The following is a 21,116-nucleotide window of genomic DNA, read 5'->3' on the forward strand; positions in this document are numbered from 1 at the left end:
CTCCCTCTGAATTGAGCTGCGCCCCGCTAGGCTCACTTCATGGCATATTACGAACAGCGCCAGCGGGCAGAGTCCTTCGGTCAGGTTGCTCAGAACTACGATGCCTTTCGCCCGCAATATCCTGAGGCCTTAGTGCGGGAGATCCTCGACTCATCGACTTCCAACGGGCCTCGCGTGCTCGATGTCGGCTCTGGCACCGGGATCTTGGCTGCTCAGCTGCGGGAAGCAGGCTGTGAGGTTCTCGCCGTTGAGCCCGACTCGGAGATGGCAGGTATCGCCAAGGGAAAGGGTCTCGTCGTCGAGAAATCGACGTTTGAGGATTGGGATCCCGCTGGACGCACTTTTGACATCATCGCCTTCGGACAATCGTTCCATTGGGTCGACCCGGCTATTGCCCTTCCCCAGATCGCACAGGCTCTCAATCCACGAGGGGCCCTAGCCCTGGCCTGGAATGATATCCAGGCAAGCGGAGAGACGGGTAGCGCCCTGGCTCTGATAATGAATAGATTCTCACCACCTCCCGCACCATCGTCTGAGCGGTCAAACGAGGAACATCCTGTGCTGAGTGAACTCAAGACCAATGGGTTCGATGCCGAGGAGCTGACATTCGAGGAATCATTGGCCTATTCCCGAGATTCGTGGCTGTCAATGGTCTTCACCCACTCAGCGCAGTTGACCATGGAGCCGGCAGAACGGGACCAGATGTTCGCCGAGATGGCTGCAGTCATCCCAGACAGCGGACTCAGCGCTCACAACGATGCGCAGCTCATTCTCGCCAGTCCTTCAAGCTGACGCCATCCCTCTCAACCCACGTCCTACATCGCTTGCACCCATAGACAGCAAGTCCCAGATGACGAGATATTTCTGTCTCATCGACATTTCGGACGTAGTCTGTTGGGGTCTGGTCACCGCTGTCCCGCACGGGAGGGATCCGACCAGGTTTCCGCTTCAGGCTGACCGGACGGTTCACCCCCGTACAGTCAGGAGCAGCCGTGCCAGCACAACCGGCCGAGGCCACCATTTCCGAGATCACCGATCTCATCACCTTCGACACCACGAGCCGGGACACGAATCTCCCCCTCATCGACCATGTCGTCGACCGCCTCAAGGCCGCAGGCATCGCATCTCAGCTTGTGCCCAATGCCGAAGGCACCAAGTCAAACCTGCTGGCCACACTGCCGGCCGCCGACGGATCGACCACAGGCGGTATCGTCCTGTCCGGGCACACCGATGTCGTGCCCGTCGACGGTCAGGACTGGTCGAGCGATCCTTTCACTCCGCAGGTCAGGGACGGCAAGCTCTACGCCCGTGGCAGCGCAGACATGAAGTCCTTCATCGGCGTCATCCTCGCCAAACTGCCTGAGCTGACGGCCGCAAAACTCAAGGAACCCATCCACCTCGCCCTCTCCTATGACGAAGAAATCGGCTGTGTGGGTGCGATCGACCTCGTGGACAAGATCACCGAGGCGGGCCTGGCCCCACGCGGCTGTGTCGTCGGTGAGCCCTCGAGCATGCGAGTGGTGCGCGGCCACAAGTCGATGAACGTCTTCCGTGTCGACTTTCATGGCGTCGCTGCACATTCTTCGCTGACTCCAGAAGGCGTGAACTCGATTGCCTACGCGGCCGAGTTCGTCAGTTTCGTCCATGCGGTCGCCGCCGAGTTCCGCACTGAGGGTCCATTCGATGAGAACTATGTCGTGCCCTTCACCACGGTCACGGTGAATACGATCAGCGGAGGTATCGCCGTCAATACGATCCCCGCCGAGGCGAGCGTGCAGTTCGAATTCCGGTCGCTGGGTTCCGTGGACCGCGAAGCCCTGGTCCAACGATTCCGCGACGAGGCGGCCCGCCTCGAACGCATGATGCGCGCAGATAACGAGAGCACCCGCGTCGACTTCACCGTTGAGGCTGCTGCTCCCGGCTGCGAGACTCCTGCTGACGCGGACATCGTTGCCCTGGCCGGTCAGTGGGGCGGAGTGGTCAGTGATGACAAGGTCACCTATGGCACCGAAGCGGGATTATTCTCCAACGCGGGCATTCCCACTGTTGTCTGCGGCCCTGGCGACATCGCTCAGGCCCACGCACCTGATGAGTTCATCGAGCTCGACCAGATCGTGGCCTGCGAATCGTTCATCGGCAACCTGATCACCGACCTCAGCACGAATTCCGACAGCGACGCCCACTGAGAGTAGGCGCCGTGCTCTCCCTCGGCACAATCGCACTGCTCGTCAGGTTGCGGAACAGTACATGGGTTGCATCGTTTGTACTGTTCCGCAGCCTGACTCTTGTTCGAGGCCTCATGCTGGGACAGCCTGCTTGGTAGCCTGGACTCATGCACCGCCCGTTGACGCCACGAGAGCATGAGACTGCCTTAGCAGTGATTCATCATGCAGTCACGAAACCCAGCGAAGACGACTACGCGGACTTCACGGACGTGCAGAAGCAGGGATGGGACCCACCCACTCCAATCACGCCTCAACAGCGCTCGGTGTGGGAATCGAACCTCGCCGAGGTTGTCGTGACTAATCCGTGCGACTGCGGGCACTGCCCGTCGATCGGCATGCGCCCAGTGCTCAGAGTCGACGATGAGAACAGAGATGACGCTGGCGGACTCGGCGACTACGTCGAACGGATCATCCTCGATGCCACCGTCGACGGTTACATGCTGCTGCTGTTCGTCGACGACGACAGCCCCAGCTATCTCGAACTGGCACCAGCCGATGACGAGATCTACACGGAGTTCCCGCCACCCGAAGCGATCAAGTATTGACTAGGGTCAACAGAATCCTCAGCGTCAATGGATTTCGATGGAGAAGAAGTTTGATCTGAGTCGCTCAGATCGAACTTCTTCTCCCTGCAAAATGGCCCCTAGAGGACGCACCACGCACCCCCAAACGTCGAGAGCATACAAAAACGTCGAGGGGACACTCTATAAAGTGTCCCCTCGACGTTAAGCTCTGCTTTCGACTACGAGCCGGGCTGACCGAGGGTCGGCCAGACTCGCTGCGGAAGCATCAGGCCTTGCCGACGACCTCGAACTTGGCGTTCGCGGTGATCTCGTCGTTGACGCGCACGGTAGCTGTGTAGCTGCCGGAGGTCTTGACGTGAGCAGGCAGTGCGACCTGACGGCGATCGAAATCGTGTCCGGTTGCGGTGTGCAGTGCTTCGGCCACGAGTGCCGGGGTCACGGCGCCGAAGAGGCGACCGTTCTTACCGGACTTGAGCTCGATGCGTGCACTGGAGGATTCCAGCTGTGCCTTGACCTTGACTGCATCATCGTGGTCGGCGATCTGCTTGGCCTGACGAGCCTTGCGGAGAGCAAGCACGTGCTTCTCCGCACCCGCGGTCCATGCAGATGCCCAGCCACGGGGCAGCAGCAGGTTACGTGCGTATCCGGCGCGAACCTCGACGATGTCGCCGGCGGCTCCCAGACCATCAACTTCCTGGTTCAGAATAACTTTGCGATTAGGCATGTTCTCTCCCTCCGATCAGCGAGCAGTGCTCGAGTAGGGCAGAAGAGCCATCTCGCGGGCGTTCTTAACGGCCTTTGCGATGATGCGCTGTTCCTGCACGGTCACGCCGGTGACGCGACGAGCACGGATCTTGCCGCGGTCGGAAATGAACTTACGGAGCGTAGCGGTGTCCTTGTAGTGGATCTTCGCCGCTTCGCCCTTTTTGAGCGGATTAGCCTTCTTCTTGATAGGCTTCCGGATCTCTGGCTTGGCCATGAGTATCTCCTGATTTACGAAATGTCTTGAACGTGTTTAGAACGGTGGCTCATCGGCGCCCGGGTTACCCCAGCCGCCGTTGCCGCCCTGTGGACTCGATGATGCCCACGGGTCGTTCGCCGGTGCGTTGTTCCCCTGGCCGTAACCACCCTGGCGCTGACCACCCTGCTGCGAGCCACCCTGTTGTGGGTTGCCCTGCTGCGGGTTGTTGCCCCAGCCCGAGGACTGCTGCTGAGAGAAGCCACCCTGCTGGGCGCCTCCGCCCTGCTGCTGTCCGCCGAAGTTACCGCCGCCGGAGAATCCGCCTCCGCTGCGTTCGTTCTTCGTCACCTGGGCGGTGGCGCGTCGCAGGCTGGGGCCGACTTCGTCGACATCCAGTTCCATGACGGTGCGCTTTTCGCCCTCTTTGGTTTCGAAGGACCGCGACTTGAGGCGGCCCTGAACGACGACCCGAGTACCACGTTGCAAGGATTCGGCTACGTTTTCGCCCATCTCACGCCACACCGAGCAGCGAAGGAACAGGGTTTCCCCGTCCTTGAACTCGTTGGACTGACGGTCGAACATACGCGGCGTCGAAGCCACGGTGAAGTTTGCGACCGCAGCACCGTTAGGTGTGAAGCGCAGTTCGGGATCACTTGTCAGGTTCCCGACGACCGTGATGACTGTTTCGCCTGCCATTGACTGCTCCTTGAAACGAGGTGCTTGACGCTATTACTTGGCGTCTGGGCGGAGGATCTTGGTGCGCAGGACGGACTCGTTGAGTCCGAGCTGGCGATCGAGTTCCTTGGTCGTTGTAGGCTCGGCGTGGAAATCAACCACGACGTAGTAGCCCTCGGACTTCTTCTGGATGTCGTAGGCGAAACGCCTGCGTCCCCAGATGTCCACGTTGTCGACGGTTCCGTTTTCAGCCGGGACAACCTTGATCAGTTTGTCCACGGTGTCAGCCAACGTCCGCTCTTCGAGCTCGTTGTCAAGAATGAGCATGAGTTCATAATGACGCATGTGCCACCCACCTCCTCTGGTCTTCACGGCCATGGTCGTTCCATGGCAGGAGGGTATATGCATATCCGTTCCAGCCCCCACGATGGTCGTGAAATGGGAACAGACCTACACAGTCTAGTGGACGCGCACCTGTGGTGTCATGTCGGATTCCCGTGCTCTTGCCCACTGACCGCAGCTTGGTCACCGTCAACGTCACCGATGGCTCGCCGAGGTGGCTCTATTCTGCGCAGTCGACCGCGGATCCGTCTACGGTACAGATTCTCACCAGCACAGATGACGACGGCGACGAGGGCCAGCAGCCGGAGAAGGGTCACCAGTGCGACGAAGGTAGGCTCGAGGCCCTTGCCCGATTCGTAAGCGTTGACATCGCCGAGGTGGATGGCAATGGCGAAGGCCGTTTCTGCCAGTGCCCAGATGATGAGCACCCACCAGCGACGGACTGTGAGCGCGAAGAACGGCAGGATCCAGAGGCTGTTCCAGGGCATCATCCCAGGGGCCAGCAGCAGGCAGCCGCCGATGAGGAGGCAGGCTGCGACGGCCGGGTCGAGTCCCGTTCTTCGCACCATGTACAGCGAGATGGCGATTGCGGCGATGACGCCCGCGCTGCCGATGATCCACACCGGTGCCCACACCTCGGCGGTTCCGAGACGTGCCATGACCAGGATCGAGGTGAATGATCCGCCGTCGACTGCGTCCCCCATCCAGTGGACGATCCGTTCGATGGCACTGCCATCGAGGACGAGGATGATCGCCGAGGTGATTGTGGCGGTGGCCAGCATCATCCGCGGGTCCTGTGGGCACAATCTTCCGGCCGGACGCGGGCCGGCCAGGCTGAGTGCGAGAAGAACCAGCAGGGCAAGCGGGTTGATGAATGCGGCCAGTCCGAGCAGAACCCCGGATAGCCACGGGCGAGAGGTCAACGGCGAGGAACCGACGAAGATGACCATTGCCCAGACGCTCAGTGCCAGCGCCACGGGATCCAAGGTCGACCCCAGGGTGAAGAGAATGACGGGTGAGGCGAAGGCGGCAACCAGCCAAGCCCGCTGTCGGGCCAGGACCAGAAGTGCAACGCCGAGGGCGGCGAAGGCGATGACGTTGATGAGGAGCACGATGGCCATGAACACGGTGACATCATCGGTCACAAGCTTCAGCAGCTGCACGAAGCGGGAATCGAGTGCCGCCAGTCCCGCCATCCCTCCGTGGGAGCGTCCCAGAGCTTCTTCAGGGTTGACCTGCCCGAGGAATGCTGCGGACAAGGGCCCGGCACACATCCTCGCCGAGGCGGACGGCTGTTCGTAGCCCGAGCTCATGCAGGGGCCCTGCAGGGCGAGCGCGAGGAAGGTCGTGAGACCGAGGATTCCGGCGAAAATGTACGCCTGACCGCGTCGGAACCGTGCGCCCGCTGACGCGAGATGAATGCCGACCGGACCGCCGAGCAGAGGCTCGGCGATCCGGGTACTGGACTGATTGGGCATGGCTAGAGGTTAGTCGTCTCCAGGCTCTGGCAGTTTGGTCGGCAAGCCGCCGGAGCCATCACCATTGGATGACCCGCCTTCCTCGCCACCGTCGTTCCCGCCACCGGTATCCGAACCGCTTCCTTTGTCGGACCCGTTTCCGTTCTTTGAACCACCGTTGCCGTCGTCCCCGTTCTTAGAGCCGCCGTCGCCGTCCTTCGAAGAACCGTTGTCCTCGCGGCCGTCATCGGACCCCTTGGAGTCCTTGCCGTCGTCCTTCGAATCCTTCGATCCGTCGGAGTCCTTATCCTTGTCCTTGTCCTTATCCTTGCCCTTGTCCTCGTCGTCCTTGGGCTTCTCGCTCGGCTTGTCGATCGGAGCCTTCTTATCGGATCCGTCTCCGCCATCGCTGCCGCTGGGTGACGTGGGCTTCGGCTTCGGAGCAGGGGCGACCGGCTCATTCGTGTTCTTGGGCTTCGGCTTGTCCGGCAGTTCTCCGCGCTCGGGGAACTGCTCGACCTTCTCGCCCTGGAGGGCTGCCTTCATGTACTCGGTCCATACCTGGATCGGGAAGGAGCCACCAGTGACCTGACCGCGTCCGCCGTAAGCACCGATGGACACCGACTTGCCATCGACCTCACGGTAGAGGACAACCGAGGTCGCCAGGTTCGGCGTGTAACCCGAGAACCATGCAGCCTGGTTATCACTGGTAGTACCGGTCTTACCGGCTGCAGGTCGACCGAGCTGCTGTGCATAACTGCCCGAGCCGCCGTTGATGACCTGGCTCAGTGCATAGGAGGTTTCCGCTGCGACCGCCTTATCGAAGACGCGCTTGCCCTTGGTCTCCGACTTGAAGACTTCCTCGTCGTCCTCGCCCTGAGTGACTTTCTTGATCGCGTGAGCGTCATGCTTGACCCCATTCGAGGCGAAAGTCGAATAGGCGTTGGCCATGTCGACGACCTTCACACTGGGTGTGCCCAGCACGTTCGACATGTTGGGTGTCAGACCGATAGTGCAGTTCCGGGTGTCGCCCGTCTTCATCTGCTTATCTGTGCAGTTTCCGCTCAGGCCTGCCCGCTGGGCAACATCGACCGTCTTATCGGGCCCCACCTGAATGTTGAGCGCTGCATAAGCCGTGTTGATCGACGACTGCGTCGCCTTGAGCAAGCTCACAGGGCCATAGCTGGAATTGCCGAAGTTGTGTGGCGTCCACGTGGTGCCATCGGCATTGAAGGTCGTCGGGCTGCCGGGATACATGTCGGTCAGCCGCACGCCGTTCTCCAATCCAGCCACAAGAGCAAAGGGCTTGAACGTCGAACCGGCCTGGGCGTGGCCCTGAGTCGAGACGTTGAACGCCTGATCCAAGTAGTTCTTACCGCCGTAGAATGCTTCGATTCCACCGCTGTCCGGGTTGATCGAGACCAAACCTGCCTGCAGGCCCTCGGGTTGATCGGGCGGCAGGTTCTTGATCGCCTTCTCGGCTTCCTTCATCCGGTCTTTGTCGAAGGTGGTGGTGATGTTGTATCCACCGCGGTCCAGCTGAGCCTCGTCGATGTCGAGCTTGCGCAGGGCCTCGCGACGCACGTATTCCCACATGTAGCCTTTCTGGCCCTTGAGGGATTCTTCCTTGCTTGCTTCCTTCACCTTGGGCATCTTGACCTTGGCGGCCTGTTCCTCGGTGATGAAGCCTTCGTCGGTCATCGACTTCACAACGTAGTCAAATCGGTCCTGGTAGGCCTCCGGATTGTCTGCAGGGTCAGCTGCCCCGGGGCGCTGAATCATCGCGGCCAGCAATGCTGATTCGCTGACATCGAGGTCCTTCGCCGACTTGTCGAAGTAGTTTTGGCTGGCGACCTCGATGCCGTAAGACCGGCGTCCCAGGTAGATCGTGTTCAGGTAATTGGCAAGGATGTCATCCTTGCTCTGCTGCTGGTCGATCTTGAGGGAGATGAACATCTCCTTGACCTTGCGGTCCAGAGAATGTTCATTGGTCAGGTAGAAGTTCTTCACGTATTGCTGTGTGATCGTCGAACCGCCGCCGGCGTATTTGTTCGTCGCGACACCGACAACGGCACGGGAGAGCCCCTTCATCGAGATTCCGCGGTTCTCATAGAACGACGTGTCTTCGGCAGCAATGGCAGCCTTGCGCATCGGCTCGGAGATCTCATCGCTCGACACCGACTTGCGATCCTGGACCTTGTACTGGCCGATGGGAGTCTTGCCATCGTTGTAGTAGATGGTCGAAGTCTGACCTGTGGCCTCGATGTTGGGCTCAGGGACGTCTGTGACGGCATAGCCGATGGAGAACAGCACGCACAAAGCGATGATGATGCTGAGCCCGCCCACGACGAGCAGCCGGATACTGGGCAGAAAACGCGTCCATCCGCTCACACCTGTGCGCGGATAGTTAAGAATATTCTTTGTTTTCTTGCCTCTGGTTTTGGCTTGTCTTTGTCCCTTAGCCACCCAAGGTCCTCCAGGTCAGTTTGCCTGCCGCATTGCGTGGCGACGAGGTTCGATAAGGTCACACGTGAAGTTCAGTGTGGCACGCATTCTTTGGAACAGAGTGAAAATACCCTGAATCCAGCGCCCACTCACCCCACTTGTTACCTACCAGCACATATAAGTAGCGTTGTATATCCGCTCTCACCAGGGATTTTACCGTTACACCGCGGCATCGACCACATCAAGTGGCGAATTGCTCACATTTAGCCACATTTTCAACTATCAGCGCCCCTGCCGGCCCCACCCTGAACACAGACCTGTGCATACACGAACACAGAACCGTGCACACTGGCCGGCAGGGAAACGGCCTCAGCTCTTGAGATCGAAGTCCGTATCTGCATACTCCTGGCCTTCGACGGCAGGTTCACCGCTGAATGGGTGGAGCTGGTCTTCGCGGGCGCGGAGTTCGACACGACGGATCTTGCCGGAGATGGTCTTCGGCAGTTCGGTGAACTCGAGTCGACGGATTCGCTTGTAGGGAGCGAGGTGTTCGCGGCAGTAGGCAAGGATCGACCGCGCTGTCTCAGCATCGGCTTCGAAACCGCCCGCCACGACGACGTAGGCCTTGGGCACCGCGAGACGAACAGGATCCGGCGAAGGGACCACAGCCGCCTCGGCGACGGCCTCGTGTTCGATGAGCACACTCTCGAGTTCGAACGGGGACAGGCGGTAGTCGCTGGCCTTGAATACGTCATCGGAACGCCCGACGTAGGTGATGTAGCCGTCTTCGTCGCGCTCGGCCACGTCACCGGTGTGATAGACACCGTCGGCGAAGGCCTCTGCGGTCTTCTCCTCATTGGACCAGTACCCGCTGGTCAGTCCGATCGGGCGAGGATCGAGGCGAAGGCAGATCTCACCCTCGTTGCCCTCTTCACCAGTCGCAGGATCGATGAGCACCACGTCATAGCCGGGCAGCACCTTGCCCATGGAACCGTATTTGAGCTCCTGATCGGGGGAATTGCCGACCAGCAGAGTCGTCTCCGTCTGACCGAATCCATCGCGGATGAGCACGCCCCACTCCTGCTTGACCCGGTCGATGACCTCCGGGTTGAGGGGTTCGCCTGCACCCAGGGCCTTGGTCGGCGGGGTTTTGAGATGGCTGAGGTCCGCCTGAATGAGCATGCGCCACACGGTGGGAGGAGCACAGAAGCTCGTGACACCCACCCGGTCCATGGTCTCCATCAGCGCATTCGCGTCGAAGCGTGTGTAGTTGTAGAGGAAGACGCAGGACTCGGCGATCCACGGGGTGAAGATGTTCGACCAGGCGTGCTTGGCCCAGCCGGGTGATGCCACATTGAGGTGGACGTCGCCGGGAGTCAGGCCCATCCAGTACATGGTCGACAGGTGGCCGACGGGGTAGGACACGTGGGAATGCGCGACCATCTTCGCCTTCGAGGTCGTGCCCGAGGTGAAGTAGAGGAGAAGCAGATCGTCGGCGCGGGAGGAGCCCTGCGGGTCGAAGCTGACTTCCTCGTCATCGGCATCGACGTAGCTGTAGTCCTGCTGACGTTTTGCCTCGCCACCGACGACGATGCGCACCACCTCGGCCTCTACATCGTCGAACTTCGCGGCATCCTCAGGTCCGGCGACGACGAACTCGGCCTTGCCGCGATCGACCCGATCATTGAGGTCGATGGGCCCCAGCTGAGTGGTCGCGGGCAGGAGGACCGCGCCCATCTTGATCCCGGCGAGCATGGTCTCCCACAGCTCGACCTGGTTGTTGAGCATGACCATGACGTGGTCGCCGCGTTTCACACCTGCCCGACGAAGGAAGTTCGCCACCTGATTCGAGCGACGAGAGAGCTCGGCGTAGCTCCATTTGCCCTCGGAACCATCCTGTTCGACGATCCACAGCGCGGGGCTGTCATTGCCCTCAGCGACCTTGTCGAACCAGTCGATGCCGAAGTTGAAGTGGTCGAAACGCGGCCATTCGAAGCCCTGACCAGCGGCTTCGTGGTCACTTCGCAGTTCGATCAGTTTGTCTCTGGCTGCCCGGAATTCGTCGGTCACGTTCATCATGGTCTCCTCACCTCGTAGCCCGCGCCACATCATGTGACGACGAGCACAAACATACGCGATTAACGAAGCTATCAGTAGAGGTGAGGAGCACAACAGGCGGGGTGGTGCCTAGGGCTGTTCGGCCGACCCGTAATCGGCCGACCCATTCTCAGCTGGCCCGTTCTCGGCCCACCACTGACGCAGAACCTCTTCGGCGCGCTCAGGACCCAGCGGACCGTGTTCCATCCGCTCCTCGAGCAGATGCTTGTAGGCCTTGCCCACCAGCGGTGAGGGCTTGATGTCGAGGATGGCCATGATCTGCCGACCGTCGAGGTCGGGACGAATCGCGGCGAGTTCTTCCTGTTCGCTCAGCTTCTCGATCCGATGTTCCAGATCGTCGTAGGCGAAAGAGAGTCGGTCGGCCTTCTTCTTGTTCCGGGTGGTCACATCTGCCCGGGTCAGGATATGCAGACGTGAGAGCAGTCGACCTGCGTCGGTGACATAGCGGCGCACCGCAGAATCGGTCCACCCGGCATCGCCGTAGCCGTAGAAACGCAGGTGCAGCTCCACCAGACGACCAACAGCCTTGGTCGTGTCCTTGTCGAAGCGCAGCGCCTTCATCCGCTTTGCAGTCAGCTTCGCACCGACAGCATCGTGGTGATAGAAGGTGACGGCCCCACCTGGCAGGAACCTGCGGGTCGCGGGTTTGCCGACATCATGCATCAGCGCCGCGAACCGGACGACGAAGTCCGGCACAACGAGGCGGTTGGGGTCATCGGGACTCATTCCAGCCTCGCGCTGCTTCGCCGCATACTGCTCTTCGAGCTCGACGGCCTGGCGCAGCACGGTCAGTGAGTGCTGGTAGACGTCCTTGTGGCGGTGATGTTCATCGGTCTCCAACCGCAGGCCCGCAACCTCGGGCAGAACATGATCGGCAACATCGGTGCGCACCAGCAGATCGATGCCCGCAGCCGGATCGATGCCCGTCATGAGCTTGAACAGCTCCACCTGGATGCGTTCGGCGGAGATGATCGCAATCCGATCGGCCATGTCACGCATCGCCGCTTCCACCTCGGCGACGGGATCAAGACCGAGCTGAGCGGTGAAACGCGCGGCGCGCATCATGCGCAGCGGATCATCGGAGAACGAATCAGCGGCCGTGCCCGGGGTCCGGATGACACCCTCGATCAGGTCGGTGAAACCCTGATGGGGGTCGACGAAGGTCTTCGCAGGCAGGCGAATCGCCATCGCGCCGATCGTGAAGTCACGACGGACGAGGTCGGCGTCGAGATCTGTGCCGAATTTCACAGTCGGCTTCCGTGAATCCGGGTCGTAGGCCTCGGCGCGGTAGGTGGTGATCTCGATCTGCACACCGGACTTGATGGCGCCGATGGTCCCGAATTCGCGGCCGATGTCCCAGTGTGTGTCCACCCAGTCGGAGATGAGGGCGAGGATGTCGTCGGGGTGCGCATCCGTGGTGAAGTCGAGGTCGGGCATCGGACGGCCCAACAGTGCGTCGCGGACGGATCCGCCGACGAGTGCGAGTTCGAATCCAGCCGCGGCGAAGCGTGTGCCCAGGGGCCCGAGAATGTGCTCGAGCTCATCGAGTTTGTCGTACAGACGGGCGTGCGCGGTCTTCGGGTCCACCGAGCTCCTTCGTGTTCTACCGTGCCGTTCCGATCGGAGACGACTCATCTACAGCCGAGTCCAGCCTACCGGGAGCGCGCCCGACGACACTTCCAAGAATCGCCTACTAAGGTAGGAGAATGACCACACCGATGCCCAAGCCGGGACCGAGAGCGTCCCGTCGCACCACGGTAGAGGAGATTTCCGCCGGGGGCATCGTCGTCGACTTCACACGCCCGGAACTGACCGTGGCCGTGATCGCCCGGATCAACCGGGCAGGACGAATCGAGTGGTGCCTTCCCAAGGGGCACCTCGAAGGAATCGAGACCCCCGCCGAGGCGGCTCGACGTGAGATCGAAGAGGAGACAGGCATCCTCGGACAGATCATCTGCCCCCTGGGCACCGTCGACTACTGGTTCACGGTGACCGGAATACGTGTCCATAAACTCGTCCACCACTTTCTGCTGCGTGCGCGTTCCGGGACGTTGACCGTGGATAATGATCCTGACCAGGAAGCGATCGACGCTGCGTGGATTCCCTTCAAAGATCTGCGCTCCCGGCTCTCATTCGCCAATGAGCGTCGCATCGTTGCCGCCGCCCGCCCGATGGTCGCCCGATTGGAGCAGTGAAACCCATCAGTCATATGCGTTTCCTCTTCGCCCTGCTGAGCACAGTCTTCCTGCTCGCAGGGTCAGTTTTCGCTGTCCCGCTGATGGGGGCTAGTCCCTCGGCCGCCGCCACGAGCTCCAAGGTCTCCATCACCCTCGACGAGGTCACGCCCTGGGTCGATGAGAAGGGCACGCTCAAGGTGCGCGGAACAATCACGAATCCCACAGATCATGCGATCTCCGACCCTGATCTGAATCTGGCGATGTCCACGCAGAAGCTCGATTCCGGACGCCAGATCGAGAACTGGAAGACTGACCAGTCCCAGAACCGCAGGATCGCCGGCCTCAAGGACAACGGTCCCGATGCCCGCAAGAAGGCTGAGAAAGCTGAGAAGGCGGCACAGGACTCAGCCAAGAAATCCGACCCGATGACTGCTGTGGACACCGCGTTCGACGATGAGATCGCGGCCGGGTCCTCCTCAGAGTTCACAGTCTCCGTGCCTGCGGAGCAACTCGGGCTGCAGAAGTCCTCTCCGGTCTCGGCTTGGGGCCCGCGCGGTCTGAGCGTGCAGCTCGATGATGCCACCGGGCGCGTGGCCTCCGAAGTCGGCTTCTCCACCTGGTACCCGAGTCCGAAGTTCGACAAGACCAAGGTCAGCATCCTTGCCCCGGTCACGCTTCCGGCTCACACCGCTGACGGCATCATCGACCCCAAGGACCTCGACAAGGCGATCGGCAAGGGCGGTTCCCTGACCGCGATCATGAATATCCTCGACACCCCCGGAGTGGGCATCGCACTCGACCCCCGGATCATCGCCTCCTTCGAATCGGCTGTAGCCGAACCACCGGCGGAAGATGACGGATCGGAACCCGAGGAGACCAAGACATCATCGCCAGAGAGCACTGAAACACCTGCCACAGGGCCCGATGCCCAAGATGCCGACCCCGATGCGAACTCCAATGACCAGGGTGGCCCCGATGGGCTCAGTGCCGACGAAGAAAAGGCGCAGGAAGAGCAGCGCAAACGCCTCGACACCTGGTACCGCGACTTCCTCGAAAAGGCGGAGAAACACACCGTCATCGCTTTGCCCTACGGCGACCCTGATCAGGCATCACTGCTGAACAGCGATCTGAAGAACCTGGGCACATTCGCGCAGAAACAGAGGAAGATCGTCAAAGATGTCCTGCCGAAGGCAAAGACCAACGTCGCGTGGCCCGTCGACGGCTCCGCGCAACGCGATCAGCTCGGTGATTTCGCCAAGGCGGGTGATGAGACCGTGATCCTCAGCAACAAACAGCAGCCGTCGCTGGCAGGCATTCACGACAACGCCCATTCCAAGACCCGCATCACCGCGGATGCGAAGTCATCGATCGACACCCTGATCACCGACTCGGCCTTGGAACACCAGAGCGCCCAGATCATCGGCTCTGAGCATCCGGCATCCGGCATCTCAGAACTGGTCGCGACGACTGCTGCGATCCAAGCAGAAGCCCCCTACCGGACACGGCACCTGTTGGTGCCTATGCCACGCACAGCAGCCTCGGCGAACTGGGAGAAGACGGTCGGGGCCCTCGCAGACGCACCGTGGGTCGATCCGACCGGTATCGATGATCTCCTCGACACCGACGTCGTGCCCCGCGGTCTGCTGCAGACGGGCACGAAGCCGAAGAGCATCGGAACCAAGGCCGTGCAGAGCCTCAGCCAAACCCGGGCGACGCAGAAGAAGTTCAACAGTGTGTTCTCTGACCCGCCGAGTGCGAATACACGGCTGGACCGTGAGCTGCTCAGCTGCACCTCGGTGGCGTGGACCCTGGAGGGCAGTGCAAAGAGCTGCGCCGACGATGCCCAGGCTTCGAGTGAGAAGGTGAGGAACAGCCTCTACCTCGAGAAGGGTTCCTCAGTGCTGTTGGTCACCGGCGAGAAGACGACCATCCCAGTCACGATCGTCAATGATTCCCCTGCCGAGGCGAAGATGCGCATCCGGATGAAACCGAAGACCCCCCAACTGCGAGCCGAACCGACCAAGACAGTCATCGTGCCCTCCCAGGAGACCATGCGCGTCGACGTTCCCGTCGAAGGCTTGGCCAACGCCGACGTACCGACGACGATCGAGATGGTCGCCACCGATGACGTCGCCCTGCCGAAGGACGAAACACTGCTCGTCAGGGTTCGGGCCGACTGGGAGAACATCGGCACGGCCGTCGTCGGATTGGCACTGGCCGCCGTATTCGTGATCGGCTTGATCAAGACGATCTCCCGTGGACGCAGGAAGCTCCCCGAACAGCAGCTGGCCGATGCGATGGCTCGTGCCAAGAGCGACGAACAGGAAAAGAGGTAGGGCTTGTCCAAGCTTTCATCATTGGCCAAATCCTCGGCCATCATGACCGCAGGCACCCTGACCTCGCGCATATTGGGCCTGGTCAAGGCCTTCCTGCTCGCGATGGCGATCGGTGTCACCGCAGTTCAGGCCGATGCCTTCGATGTCGCCAACAAGGTGCCCAACACCCTGTATATGCTGCTGGCCGGCGGTGTCGTCAATGCGGTCCTCGTCCCGCAGCTGGTGCGAGCCTCGAAGAGGAAAGATGGGGGCCAGGACTACACGAACCGACTTCTGACCCTGTCGTTCCTCATTCTGGCCGCGGTCGGTCTCATCGCAACCCTGGCCGCTCCGCTGCTCGTGTGGCTCTACTCTTCAGGGTGGGGTCCTGAACAGATGGCTTTGGCAACGGCCTTCGCCTTCTGGTGCCTGCCTCAGCTGTTCTTCTATGGCCTCTACACACTCCTGGGCCAGGTCCTCAACGCCAAATCATCTTTCGGTCCCTACATGTGGGCACCTGTGCTCAACAATGTCGTGGCCATTGCGGGTCTCCTCATCTTCATCCTGGTCTTCGGCACGGACAAGGCAACTCCGCACGGGTTGAGCACCTGGACTCCGGATATGATCGCGCTCCTGGCAGGTTCGGCCACAATGGGAGTCGTCGCTCAGGCGCTCATCCTGATCTGGCCATTGAAGCGCATCGGCTTCAAATACAGGCCGACCTTCGGCTTCCGCGGGGTCGGTCTGGCTACGGCTGGAAAAGTGGCATTCTGGACCTTCTCGGCCATGCTCATCGGGCAGATCGGCTTCCTCATCATCTCTCGTGTTGCCGCTGGAGCCTCCGTCCCGGGTGAGGGCAACGCCTCCAACGCCGCCTATTCCTACGGCTATCTCGTCTTCATGCTCCCGCACTCGCTCATCGCGGTATCGCTGGCCACAGCACTCTTTACCTCGTTGAGCAGGAACGCAGCCGAAAAGGACACCGAGGCAGTCGTCGGCGACTTCTCCATGGGTGTACGCATGGTCGGCTTCGTCAATGCCTTCGCGGTGGCTGCTCTCGTCGTCCTCGCCGCGCCCGTGGCGATGGTCATTTCAGGCGACAATCGTGAACAGGCCACTGCAGTGGGGCTCGTCATCACCACCATGGTGTTCGGTCTCATTCCCTTCAGCGCCAATTACCTGGCACAGAGGGTCTTCTACGCCTACGAAGACGCGAAGACACCGTTCCTCATCCAGCTTCCGCAGGTGATCTTCCAGTCTCTGGCGGTGCTCTCAGCCTCGATCTTCCCGAATTCAGTCACAGTGGCCATCATCGGTCTGGCGATGAGTTTGGGTTATCTATTCGCCATGATCCTGTCGTTCTCGCTCCTGAAGAAGCGACTCGGCGACATTGATCTCCGTGGGATACTGACCGCTCATATGAAGTTCTTGATAGCAGCCTTGATTGCCGGAATGGCTGGTTACGGGCTTCTCTTCTTCTTCCCTGACTTCGCCTTGTCGGGCCAGTGGCAGGCATTCGTCTCCACAGCCGCCGTCGGCACACTCATGCTCATTGTCTTCTTGGGAGCAAGTTATTTGCTGAGAGTCAGAGAGTTGCATTCGATTATTGGCGTCGTTGCTGGAAAACTAAGGAAATAGCCTGCGCATCGAAGCCCCTATGGAGGTGGTCACCCTGATCGATATCGAACCCGGCATGGTTGTTGCCGGTCGTTACGTCGTATCAACGGTCGACCGTCGGTGGCTCGAGGATAATCCGCAGGCGGGTGCCGTGTGCACTGCGCTCGATGCCATCCTCGATGAACCCGTCCTCATCCACGTCGCCGATGCCGATGGATCCACGGATGTGCTCGAGGCTGCGCGACGGGTCTCCATCCTCGGCGATCATCGCATCGCTCCCACCTTGGACGTCGGACATTCGAACGGTCTCGACTATGTCGTGTCCAAACGCATAGCAGTCACGTCACTGGGCGAAATCCTGCCCAAGTCGCCGCTTCCCATCGATGCCGCCCGTGCTCTCATCGGAGAGATCGGAACGGTCCTCGTCACCGCTGCCCGACGCGGCCTCTTCCACATGTTCCTGCGCCCGAACACGGTGGGGATCACGACCAAGGGCACTGTGCTGGTCTCCGGCATCGGAATCGACGCAGCTCTGGCGCTGGGCACAGGAGTGATCCAGCCTGCGGATTACACACCGACGAAGGCATCTCGTGAAGATGCGCTGAGTCTCATCCGGCTCTTCTATGCCGCCATCACCGGCTATTGGCCCTCCGAAGAACCGTTCAACGGGATACCTGCAGCGGGTCGTGAGAATTCCCGCATTGCCAGGGCCAAATCCCTCAATCCAGAGGTCTCCAACGAACTCGATGACTTCGTCAGCGGAATCCTCGCCGGTTCCGATCCGGGACCAGGTTCTGTGGCCGAGGTGCTGGGCTACCTGGATGAGTGGGATGCGGAGCTCCTGCGCTACGTCAACCGTGCTCCAGTGCTCGACAACGACAGTGTCTTCAACCAGTCGCCGCGCAGCTTCGACGAAGCAACGAGCTTGCCCACCCCACGCACAACGTCGATGGGGTCACCCACTGCAAACACCGCCAGCGACGACCAGGTCAAAGCGGCTCTGGTTCGCATCGGCATCACCCGCCCAGGAACTCGCGGATTAGCCGTCGGCGTCGTCGGCAAGACAACCGGACAATATGCGGACCGGATGCAGATGAGGGAGGCGTCGAGTTTCCCGATCGGCAAGGACCAACTCGACAACGCCGCCCATGATTGGGAGGAGTGGGAGCCGGAGCAGACCTACTCGGAGTATTCCGCGTATGCCGACCACGAGTATGACGAGAACCTGACAACTCCGATCATGAATCGTGACGCCCAGGACTCGGATCCGGACACCCAGGCCCTCGACATCGTCTCCGAAGACAGCGTTGAAGAGACCGAAGACGACAATGACACCCGCGTCATCATGGATGATGAGGATGACGGGTCGTGGTTCCTCGGCGGAATGTTCGAGACCAATGAGCAGCAGCGCGAGCATCAGCTGCGCGAATACGAACGCGAACGCCGCATTGCCAAGGCCAAGGAAGACGAAGCACGCCGACGTATCGCAGCGCTCGAAGCGGCCTCAACCTCCAGACGACAAGAGGCGAACGCCGCCACACCGCCCAAGCAGGTGCGCAGGCTTTCACCGGCCTCCGTCGATGACTCAGACACCGATTCGACTCGATCCACTGGACCCGTCCCTGCCGTCTCGCCCAAACAGAAGTCAGAGCACAGGGCTGGAGCTGCAGCGGGTGGTGCCGCTGTTGCGGGAGCGGTCGCAGCCGGTGCGGCTGGGGCTTCCAAATCTGCCGGATCTGCAGACAAGAACAAGACTTCTGGTAAGAAATCGTCTGCCGTTGCTGGAGCAACGGCCGGTAGTGCCGGTGGCGGAGGTGCAGCCACCGGCGGATCTGCGAACAATGGCAATGACGCCGATGACGATCCGGCGAATTCACGAAAGACCTTCGCCTGGCTGGTCCTTGCCCTGGTGGTCGTCGCCGCCATCGTGATCTCGATCGCGGTCTTCAACTTCACCTCGGGCGACGACGAGTCCTCAACGGTCGCCGAAACCTCGGCTCCTGCCAAGACCGGGGATGGCAAGGACAAGAAAACCAAGACGCCCAAGGCAGATCCGCCGAAGATCAAGACAGTCACGGCATTGGATCCCGAAGGCGACAATGAGGAGAACAACGACAAAGCCGAAGACGTCATCCCCAATACTGAGGGATCGTGGCGTACCGACCGCTACAATTCGGCATCGTTCGGCAACCTGAAATCCGGCGTTGGACTGCACTTCGAGCTCAAGAAGAAGACGACGGTGAAGAAGGTCAAGGTCAAGTCGTCGAACTCGGGCGGGTCCTTCGAAATTCTCGATGGTTCCGATCCCGAAGATGCCAAGAAGGTGGGCGAAGGTACATTCGACTCGAACGACGTCACGATCAAACTCGATGATGGTGTCAAGACGGACAACCTGATTCTCTGGGTGACTGAGCTTCCCCAAGACGACGGCGGATTCCGGGCGGTCATCAATACCGTCGACTTCAAGTGACCGACCACTCTATGCGGATGGTCCTCACTGATTCGACGCCGTCCTCAGTTTGACCGGCAGAGGCCGAACTGAGCCGCAGACATCGACTAGTCAGCTTGCCTGCAGGTCGGCGAGGTACGACGAACCTCGCTTGAACGCAGATGCGGAATAGTCGCAACCGCCGTACCGTTACACGTACGATAAGCATTCCGTGCCGCCATTGAGCGGGGCATTGAGAACACAGCGAGCAGAAGCAGGGAATTTTCACATGACTGATACACAATTGGTGATCATCGGGTCGGGTCCGGCCGGATACACCGCGGCCGTCTATGCGGCTCGTGCGAACCTTTCGCCCGTGGTCATTGCAGGTTCTGTGACAGCAGGTGGTGAACTCATGAACACCACCGACGTTGAGAATTACCCCGGGTTTCCCGCAGGCGTTCAGGGTCCAGAGCTCATGGAGAGCATGCGCGAGCAGGCCGAGAAATTCGGCGCCGAGGTGATCTACGACGATGTCGCGACCCTCAAACTGGAACCCGGTGCACATCAGATCGAAACTGCACTGGGAGCTAGGTACACGGCTCAGGCAGTCATCCTCGCCACCGGATCGGCATATCGCGAACTCAACCTTCCCAATGAGAAGAAGCTGTCTGGTCACGGTGTCAGCTGGTGCGCCACCTGCGACGGGTTCTTCTTCCGGGATCAGCACATTGCCGTTGTCGGTGGTGGCGACTCCGCCCTCGAAGAGGCTACGTTCCTCACTCGTTTCGCATCCAAGGTCACACTGATTCACCGCCGTCAGGACCTACGAGCTTCGCAGGCAATGCAGGACCGGGCAGCAGCCGATGAGAAGCTCGAATACCTCCTCGACAGCGAGGTCGCCGAGATCCATGGCGAAGATTCGCTGACCGGACTCACTGTACGCAACACCGTCACCGGCGAAACGTCCGAACTGCCGGTCACCGGCATGTTCGTAGCCATCGGCTCGGATCCCCGCACAAGTCTCTTCGGCGATCAGCTTTCGCTGCGCCCAGACGGATATCTCAACGTCGAAGGACGAACCTCGAAAACCGCGGTCGAGGGCGTCTTCGCTGCTGGCGATGTGATCGATTCCGTCTACCGACAGGCCATTACCGCTGCTGGATCCGGTTGCTCCGCCGCACTCGACGCTGAGCACTACCTTGCCGACCTAGAGACTCTGACAAAACAGGCCCAGGCCGTCGCAGCTGAGACACCACAGGTTACGGAGCCAGTCGCCTCCTGACACGAATCCTGTTGTAATACTCGGCAACTACCACTGCGCAGCCCAGTGCGATTGTTGTGACGCGAGCCGACGGGACCACTGTGGGAATGAAACCCCCGCAAAGGCTGTTTCCGATAGAGAACATCATTAACAGAAAGGTTGCTCATGTCGACAGAAGTCACTGATGCCACGTTCGAAGAGACCGTTTTGAAGTCAGACAAGCCAGTGCTCGTCGATTTCTGGGCTCCCTGGTGCGGCCCTTGCCGTATGGTCAGCCCGATCGTAGACCAGATCGCGGAAGAGAACTCCGAGAAGCTCAATGTGGTGAAGGTCAACACTGACGAAAACCTCGAAACTGCGAGCAAGTACGGAATCACCTCGATTCCTGCGCTCTATGTCTTCAAGGGTGGTGAGGTAGCGAAGACCATCATCGGTGCACGGCCGAAGCCGGCGCTTGAGGATGAGCTCTCCGACTTCATCTGATCATGTTCTAAGGCGCCTGTTGTACGATCAACAGGCGCCTTAGGTCTATCCAGATGGCTGACAGGAATACGTTCAGAACTTCGCA

The 21,116-nt window shown here is 60.5% G+C and carries 17 protein-coding genes; 9 read left to right on the top strand and 8 right to left on the bottom strand.

Translation table 11 applies throughout. The features are described 5' to 3' along the window. Positions 1-39: 39 nt before the first annotated feature. From BSP239C_RS09640 to BSP239C_RS09650, 3 genes are all read left to right on the top strand, one after another. A complete protein-coding gene (locus BSP239C_RS09640) occupies positions 40-792 on the top strand; it encodes a bifunctional 2-polyprenyl-6-hydroxyphenol methylase/3-demethylubiquinol 3-O-methyltransferase UbiG (RefSeq protein ID WP_101572265.1) in 753 nt (250 codons plus the stop codon). 200 nt (positions 793-992) lie between these two features. Next, the gene (argE, locus tag BSP239C_RS09645; protein WP_101572267.1) at positions 993-2,186 is read left to right on the top strand and encodes an acetylornithine deacetylase; all 1,194 of its coding nucleotides are present in this window, start codon (positions 993-995) and stop codon (positions 2,184-2,186) included. A 191-nt stretch (positions 2,187-2,377) separates the two neighbouring features. After that, entirely contained in the window at positions 2,378-2,770 is a 393-nt protein-coding gene (locus BSP239C_RS09650; protein ID WP_101572269.1) for a hypothetical protein, read from the top strand. Between the two features lie 244 nt (positions 2,771-3,014). On the opposite strand, the gene rplI is transcribed toward BSP239C_RS09650, so the two are convergent. The 8 genes from rplI to BSP239C_RS09690 all read right to left on the bottom strand — a co-directional run bounded on the left by rplI (position 3,015) and on the right by BSP239C_RS09690 (position 12,334). Next, positions 3,015-3,473 (bottom strand): 50S ribosomal protein L9, encoded by a 459-nt coding sequence (gene rplI, locus BSP239C_RS09655; RefSeq protein ID WP_101572271.1) that lies wholly within the window; start codon positions 3,471-3,473, stop codon positions 3,015-3,017. Positions 3,474-3,488: 15 nt separating this feature from the next. After that, positions 3,489-3,728 (bottom strand): 30S ribosomal protein S18, encoded by a 240-nt coding sequence (gene rpsR, locus BSP239C_RS09660; RefSeq protein ID WP_101572272.1) that lies wholly within the window; start codon positions 3,726-3,728, stop codon positions 3,489-3,491. Between the two features lie 36 nt (positions 3,729-3,764). Beyond that, a complete protein-coding gene (locus BSP239C_RS09665) occupies positions 3,765-4,406 on the bottom strand; it encodes a single-stranded DNA-binding protein (RefSeq protein WP_101572274.1) in 642 nt (213 codons plus the stop codon). Between the two features lie 33 nt (positions 4,407-4,439). Further along, entirely contained in the window at positions 4,440-4,730 is a 291-nt protein-coding gene (rpsF, locus tag BSP239C_RS09670; protein ID WP_101572358.1) for a 30S ribosomal protein S6, read from the bottom strand. Positions 4,731-4,867: 137 nt separating this feature from the next. Continuing rightward, the gene (locus BSP239C_RS09675) at positions 4,868-6,205 is read right to left on the bottom strand and encodes a hypothetical protein (protein ID WP_180958973.1); all 1,338 of its coding nucleotides are present in this window, start codon (positions 6,203-6,205) and stop codon (positions 4,868-4,870) included. A 9-nt stretch (positions 6,206-6,214) separates the two neighbouring features. Next, on the bottom strand, positions 6,215-8,575 hold the full coding sequence (locus tag BSP239C_RS09680) for a transglycosylase domain-containing protein (protein ID WP_257930154.1): 2,361 nt from the start codon (positions 8,573-8,575) through the stop codon (positions 6,215-6,217). Between the two features lie 423 nt (positions 8,576-8,998). Then, on the bottom strand, positions 8,999-10,705 hold the full coding sequence (locus tag BSP239C_RS09685; protein ID WP_101572278.1) for an AMP-binding protein: 1,707 nt from the start codon (positions 10,703-10,705) through the stop codon (positions 8,999-9,001). Positions 10,706-10,816: 111 nt separating this feature from the next. Further along, positions 10,817-12,334 (bottom strand): CCA tRNA nucleotidyltransferase, encoded by a 1,518-nt coding sequence (locus BSP239C_RS09690; RefSeq protein WP_101572280.1) that lies wholly within the window; start codon positions 12,332-12,334, stop codon positions 10,817-10,819. 119 nt (positions 12,335-12,453) lie between these two features. On the opposite strand from BSP239C_RS09690, the gene BSP239C_RS09695 reads away from it, so the two are divergent. The 6 genes from BSP239C_RS09695 to trxA all read left to right on the top strand — a co-directional run bounded on the left by BSP239C_RS09695 (position 12,454) and on the right by trxA (position 21,031). Beyond that, a complete protein-coding gene (locus BSP239C_RS09695; RefSeq protein ID WP_101572282.1) occupies positions 12,454-12,942 on the top strand; it encodes an NUDIX domain-containing protein in 489 nt (162 codons plus the stop codon). Then, the gene (locus tag BSP239C_RS09700) at positions 12,939-15,260 is read left to right on the top strand and encodes a DUF6049 family protein (protein WP_101572284.1); all 2,322 of its coding nucleotides are present in this window, start codon (positions 12,939-12,941) and stop codon (positions 15,258-15,260) included. The genes BSP239C_RS09695 and BSP239C_RS09700 overlap by 4 nt, the downstream gene beginning before the upstream one ends. Positions 15,261-15,263: 3 nt before the next feature. After that, positions 15,264-16,877, top strand: a complete 1,614-nt coding sequence (murJ, locus tag BSP239C_RS09705) for a murein biosynthesis integral membrane protein MurJ (RefSeq protein WP_101572286.1) — start codon at positions 15,264-15,266, stop codon at positions 16,875-16,877. Between the two features lie 19 nt (positions 16,878-16,896). Next, positions 16,897-19,326, top strand: a complete 2,430-nt coding sequence (locus BSP239C_RS09710) for a virulence factor MviN (protein ID WP_257930155.1) — start codon at positions 16,897-16,899, stop codon at positions 19,324-19,326. A gap of 247 nt (positions 19,327-19,573) precedes the next feature. Further along, on the top strand, positions 19,574-20,569 hold the full coding sequence (gene trxB, locus BSP239C_RS09715; RefSeq protein WP_101572288.1) for a thioredoxin-disulfide reductase: 996 nt from the start codon (positions 19,574-19,576) through the stop codon (positions 20,567-20,569). Between the two features lie 144 nt (positions 20,570-20,713). After that, positions 20,714-21,031 (top strand): thioredoxin, encoded by a 318-nt coding sequence (gene trxA / locus BSP239C_RS09720; RefSeq protein WP_101572290.1) that lies wholly within the window; start codon positions 20,714-20,716, stop codon positions 21,029-21,031. Positions 21,032-21,116: the final 85 nt, after the last annotated feature.

This window comes from Brevibacterium sp. 239c (assembly GCF_900169365.1).
In the GTDB taxonomy this organism is placed as follows: Bacteria; Actinomycetota; Actinomycetes; order Actinomycetales; family Brevibacteriaceae; genus Brevibacterium.

What these genes read in the sequence shown, in the direction of transcription:
- BSP239C_RS09640 (WP_101572265.1), top strand. Translation starts at nt 40, where the DNA reads ATGGCATATTACGAACAGCGCCAGCGGGCAGAGTCCTTCGGTCAGGTT.
- rplI (WP_101572271.1), bottom strand. Translation starts at nt 3,473, where the DNA reads ATGCCTAATCGCAAAGTTATTCTGAACCAGGAAGTTGATGGTCTGGGA.
- rpsR (WP_101572272.1), bottom strand. Translation starts at nt 3,728, where the DNA reads ATGGCCAAGCCAGAGATCCGGAAGCCTATCAAGAAGAAGGCTAATCCG.
- BSP239C_RS09665 (WP_101572274.1), bottom strand. Translation starts at nt 4,406, where the DNA reads ATGGCAGGCGAAACAGTCATCACGGTCGTCGGGAACCTGACAAGTGAT.
- rpsF (WP_101572358.1), bottom strand. Translation starts at nt 4,730, where the DNA reads ATGCGTCATTATGAACTCATGCTCATTCTTGACAACGAGCTCGAAGAG.
- BSP239C_RS09675 (WP_180958973.1), bottom strand. Translation starts at nt 6,205, where the DNA reads ATGCCCAATCAGTCCAGTACCCGGATCGCCGAGCCTCTGCTCGGCGGT.
- BSP239C_RS09685 (WP_101572278.1), bottom strand. Translation starts at nt 10,705, where the DNA reads ATGAACGTGACCGACGAATTCCGGGCAGCCAGAGACAAACTGATCGAA.
- BSP239C_RS09695 (WP_101572282.1), top strand. Translation starts at nt 12,454, where the DNA reads ATGACCACACCGATGCCCAAGCCGGGACCGAGAGCGTCCCGTCGCACC.
- BSP239C_RS09710 (WP_257930155.1), top strand. Translation starts at nt 16,897, where the DNA reads ATGGAGGTGGTCACCCTGATCGATATCGAACCCGGCATGGTTGTTGCC.
- trxB (WP_101572288.1), top strand. Translation starts at nt 19,574, where the DNA reads ATGACTGATACACAATTGGTGATCATCGGGTCGGGTCCGGCCGGATAC.
- trxA (WP_101572290.1), top strand. Translation starts at nt 20,714, where the DNA reads ATGTCGACAGAAGTCACTGATGCCACGTTCGAAGAGACCGTTTTGAAG.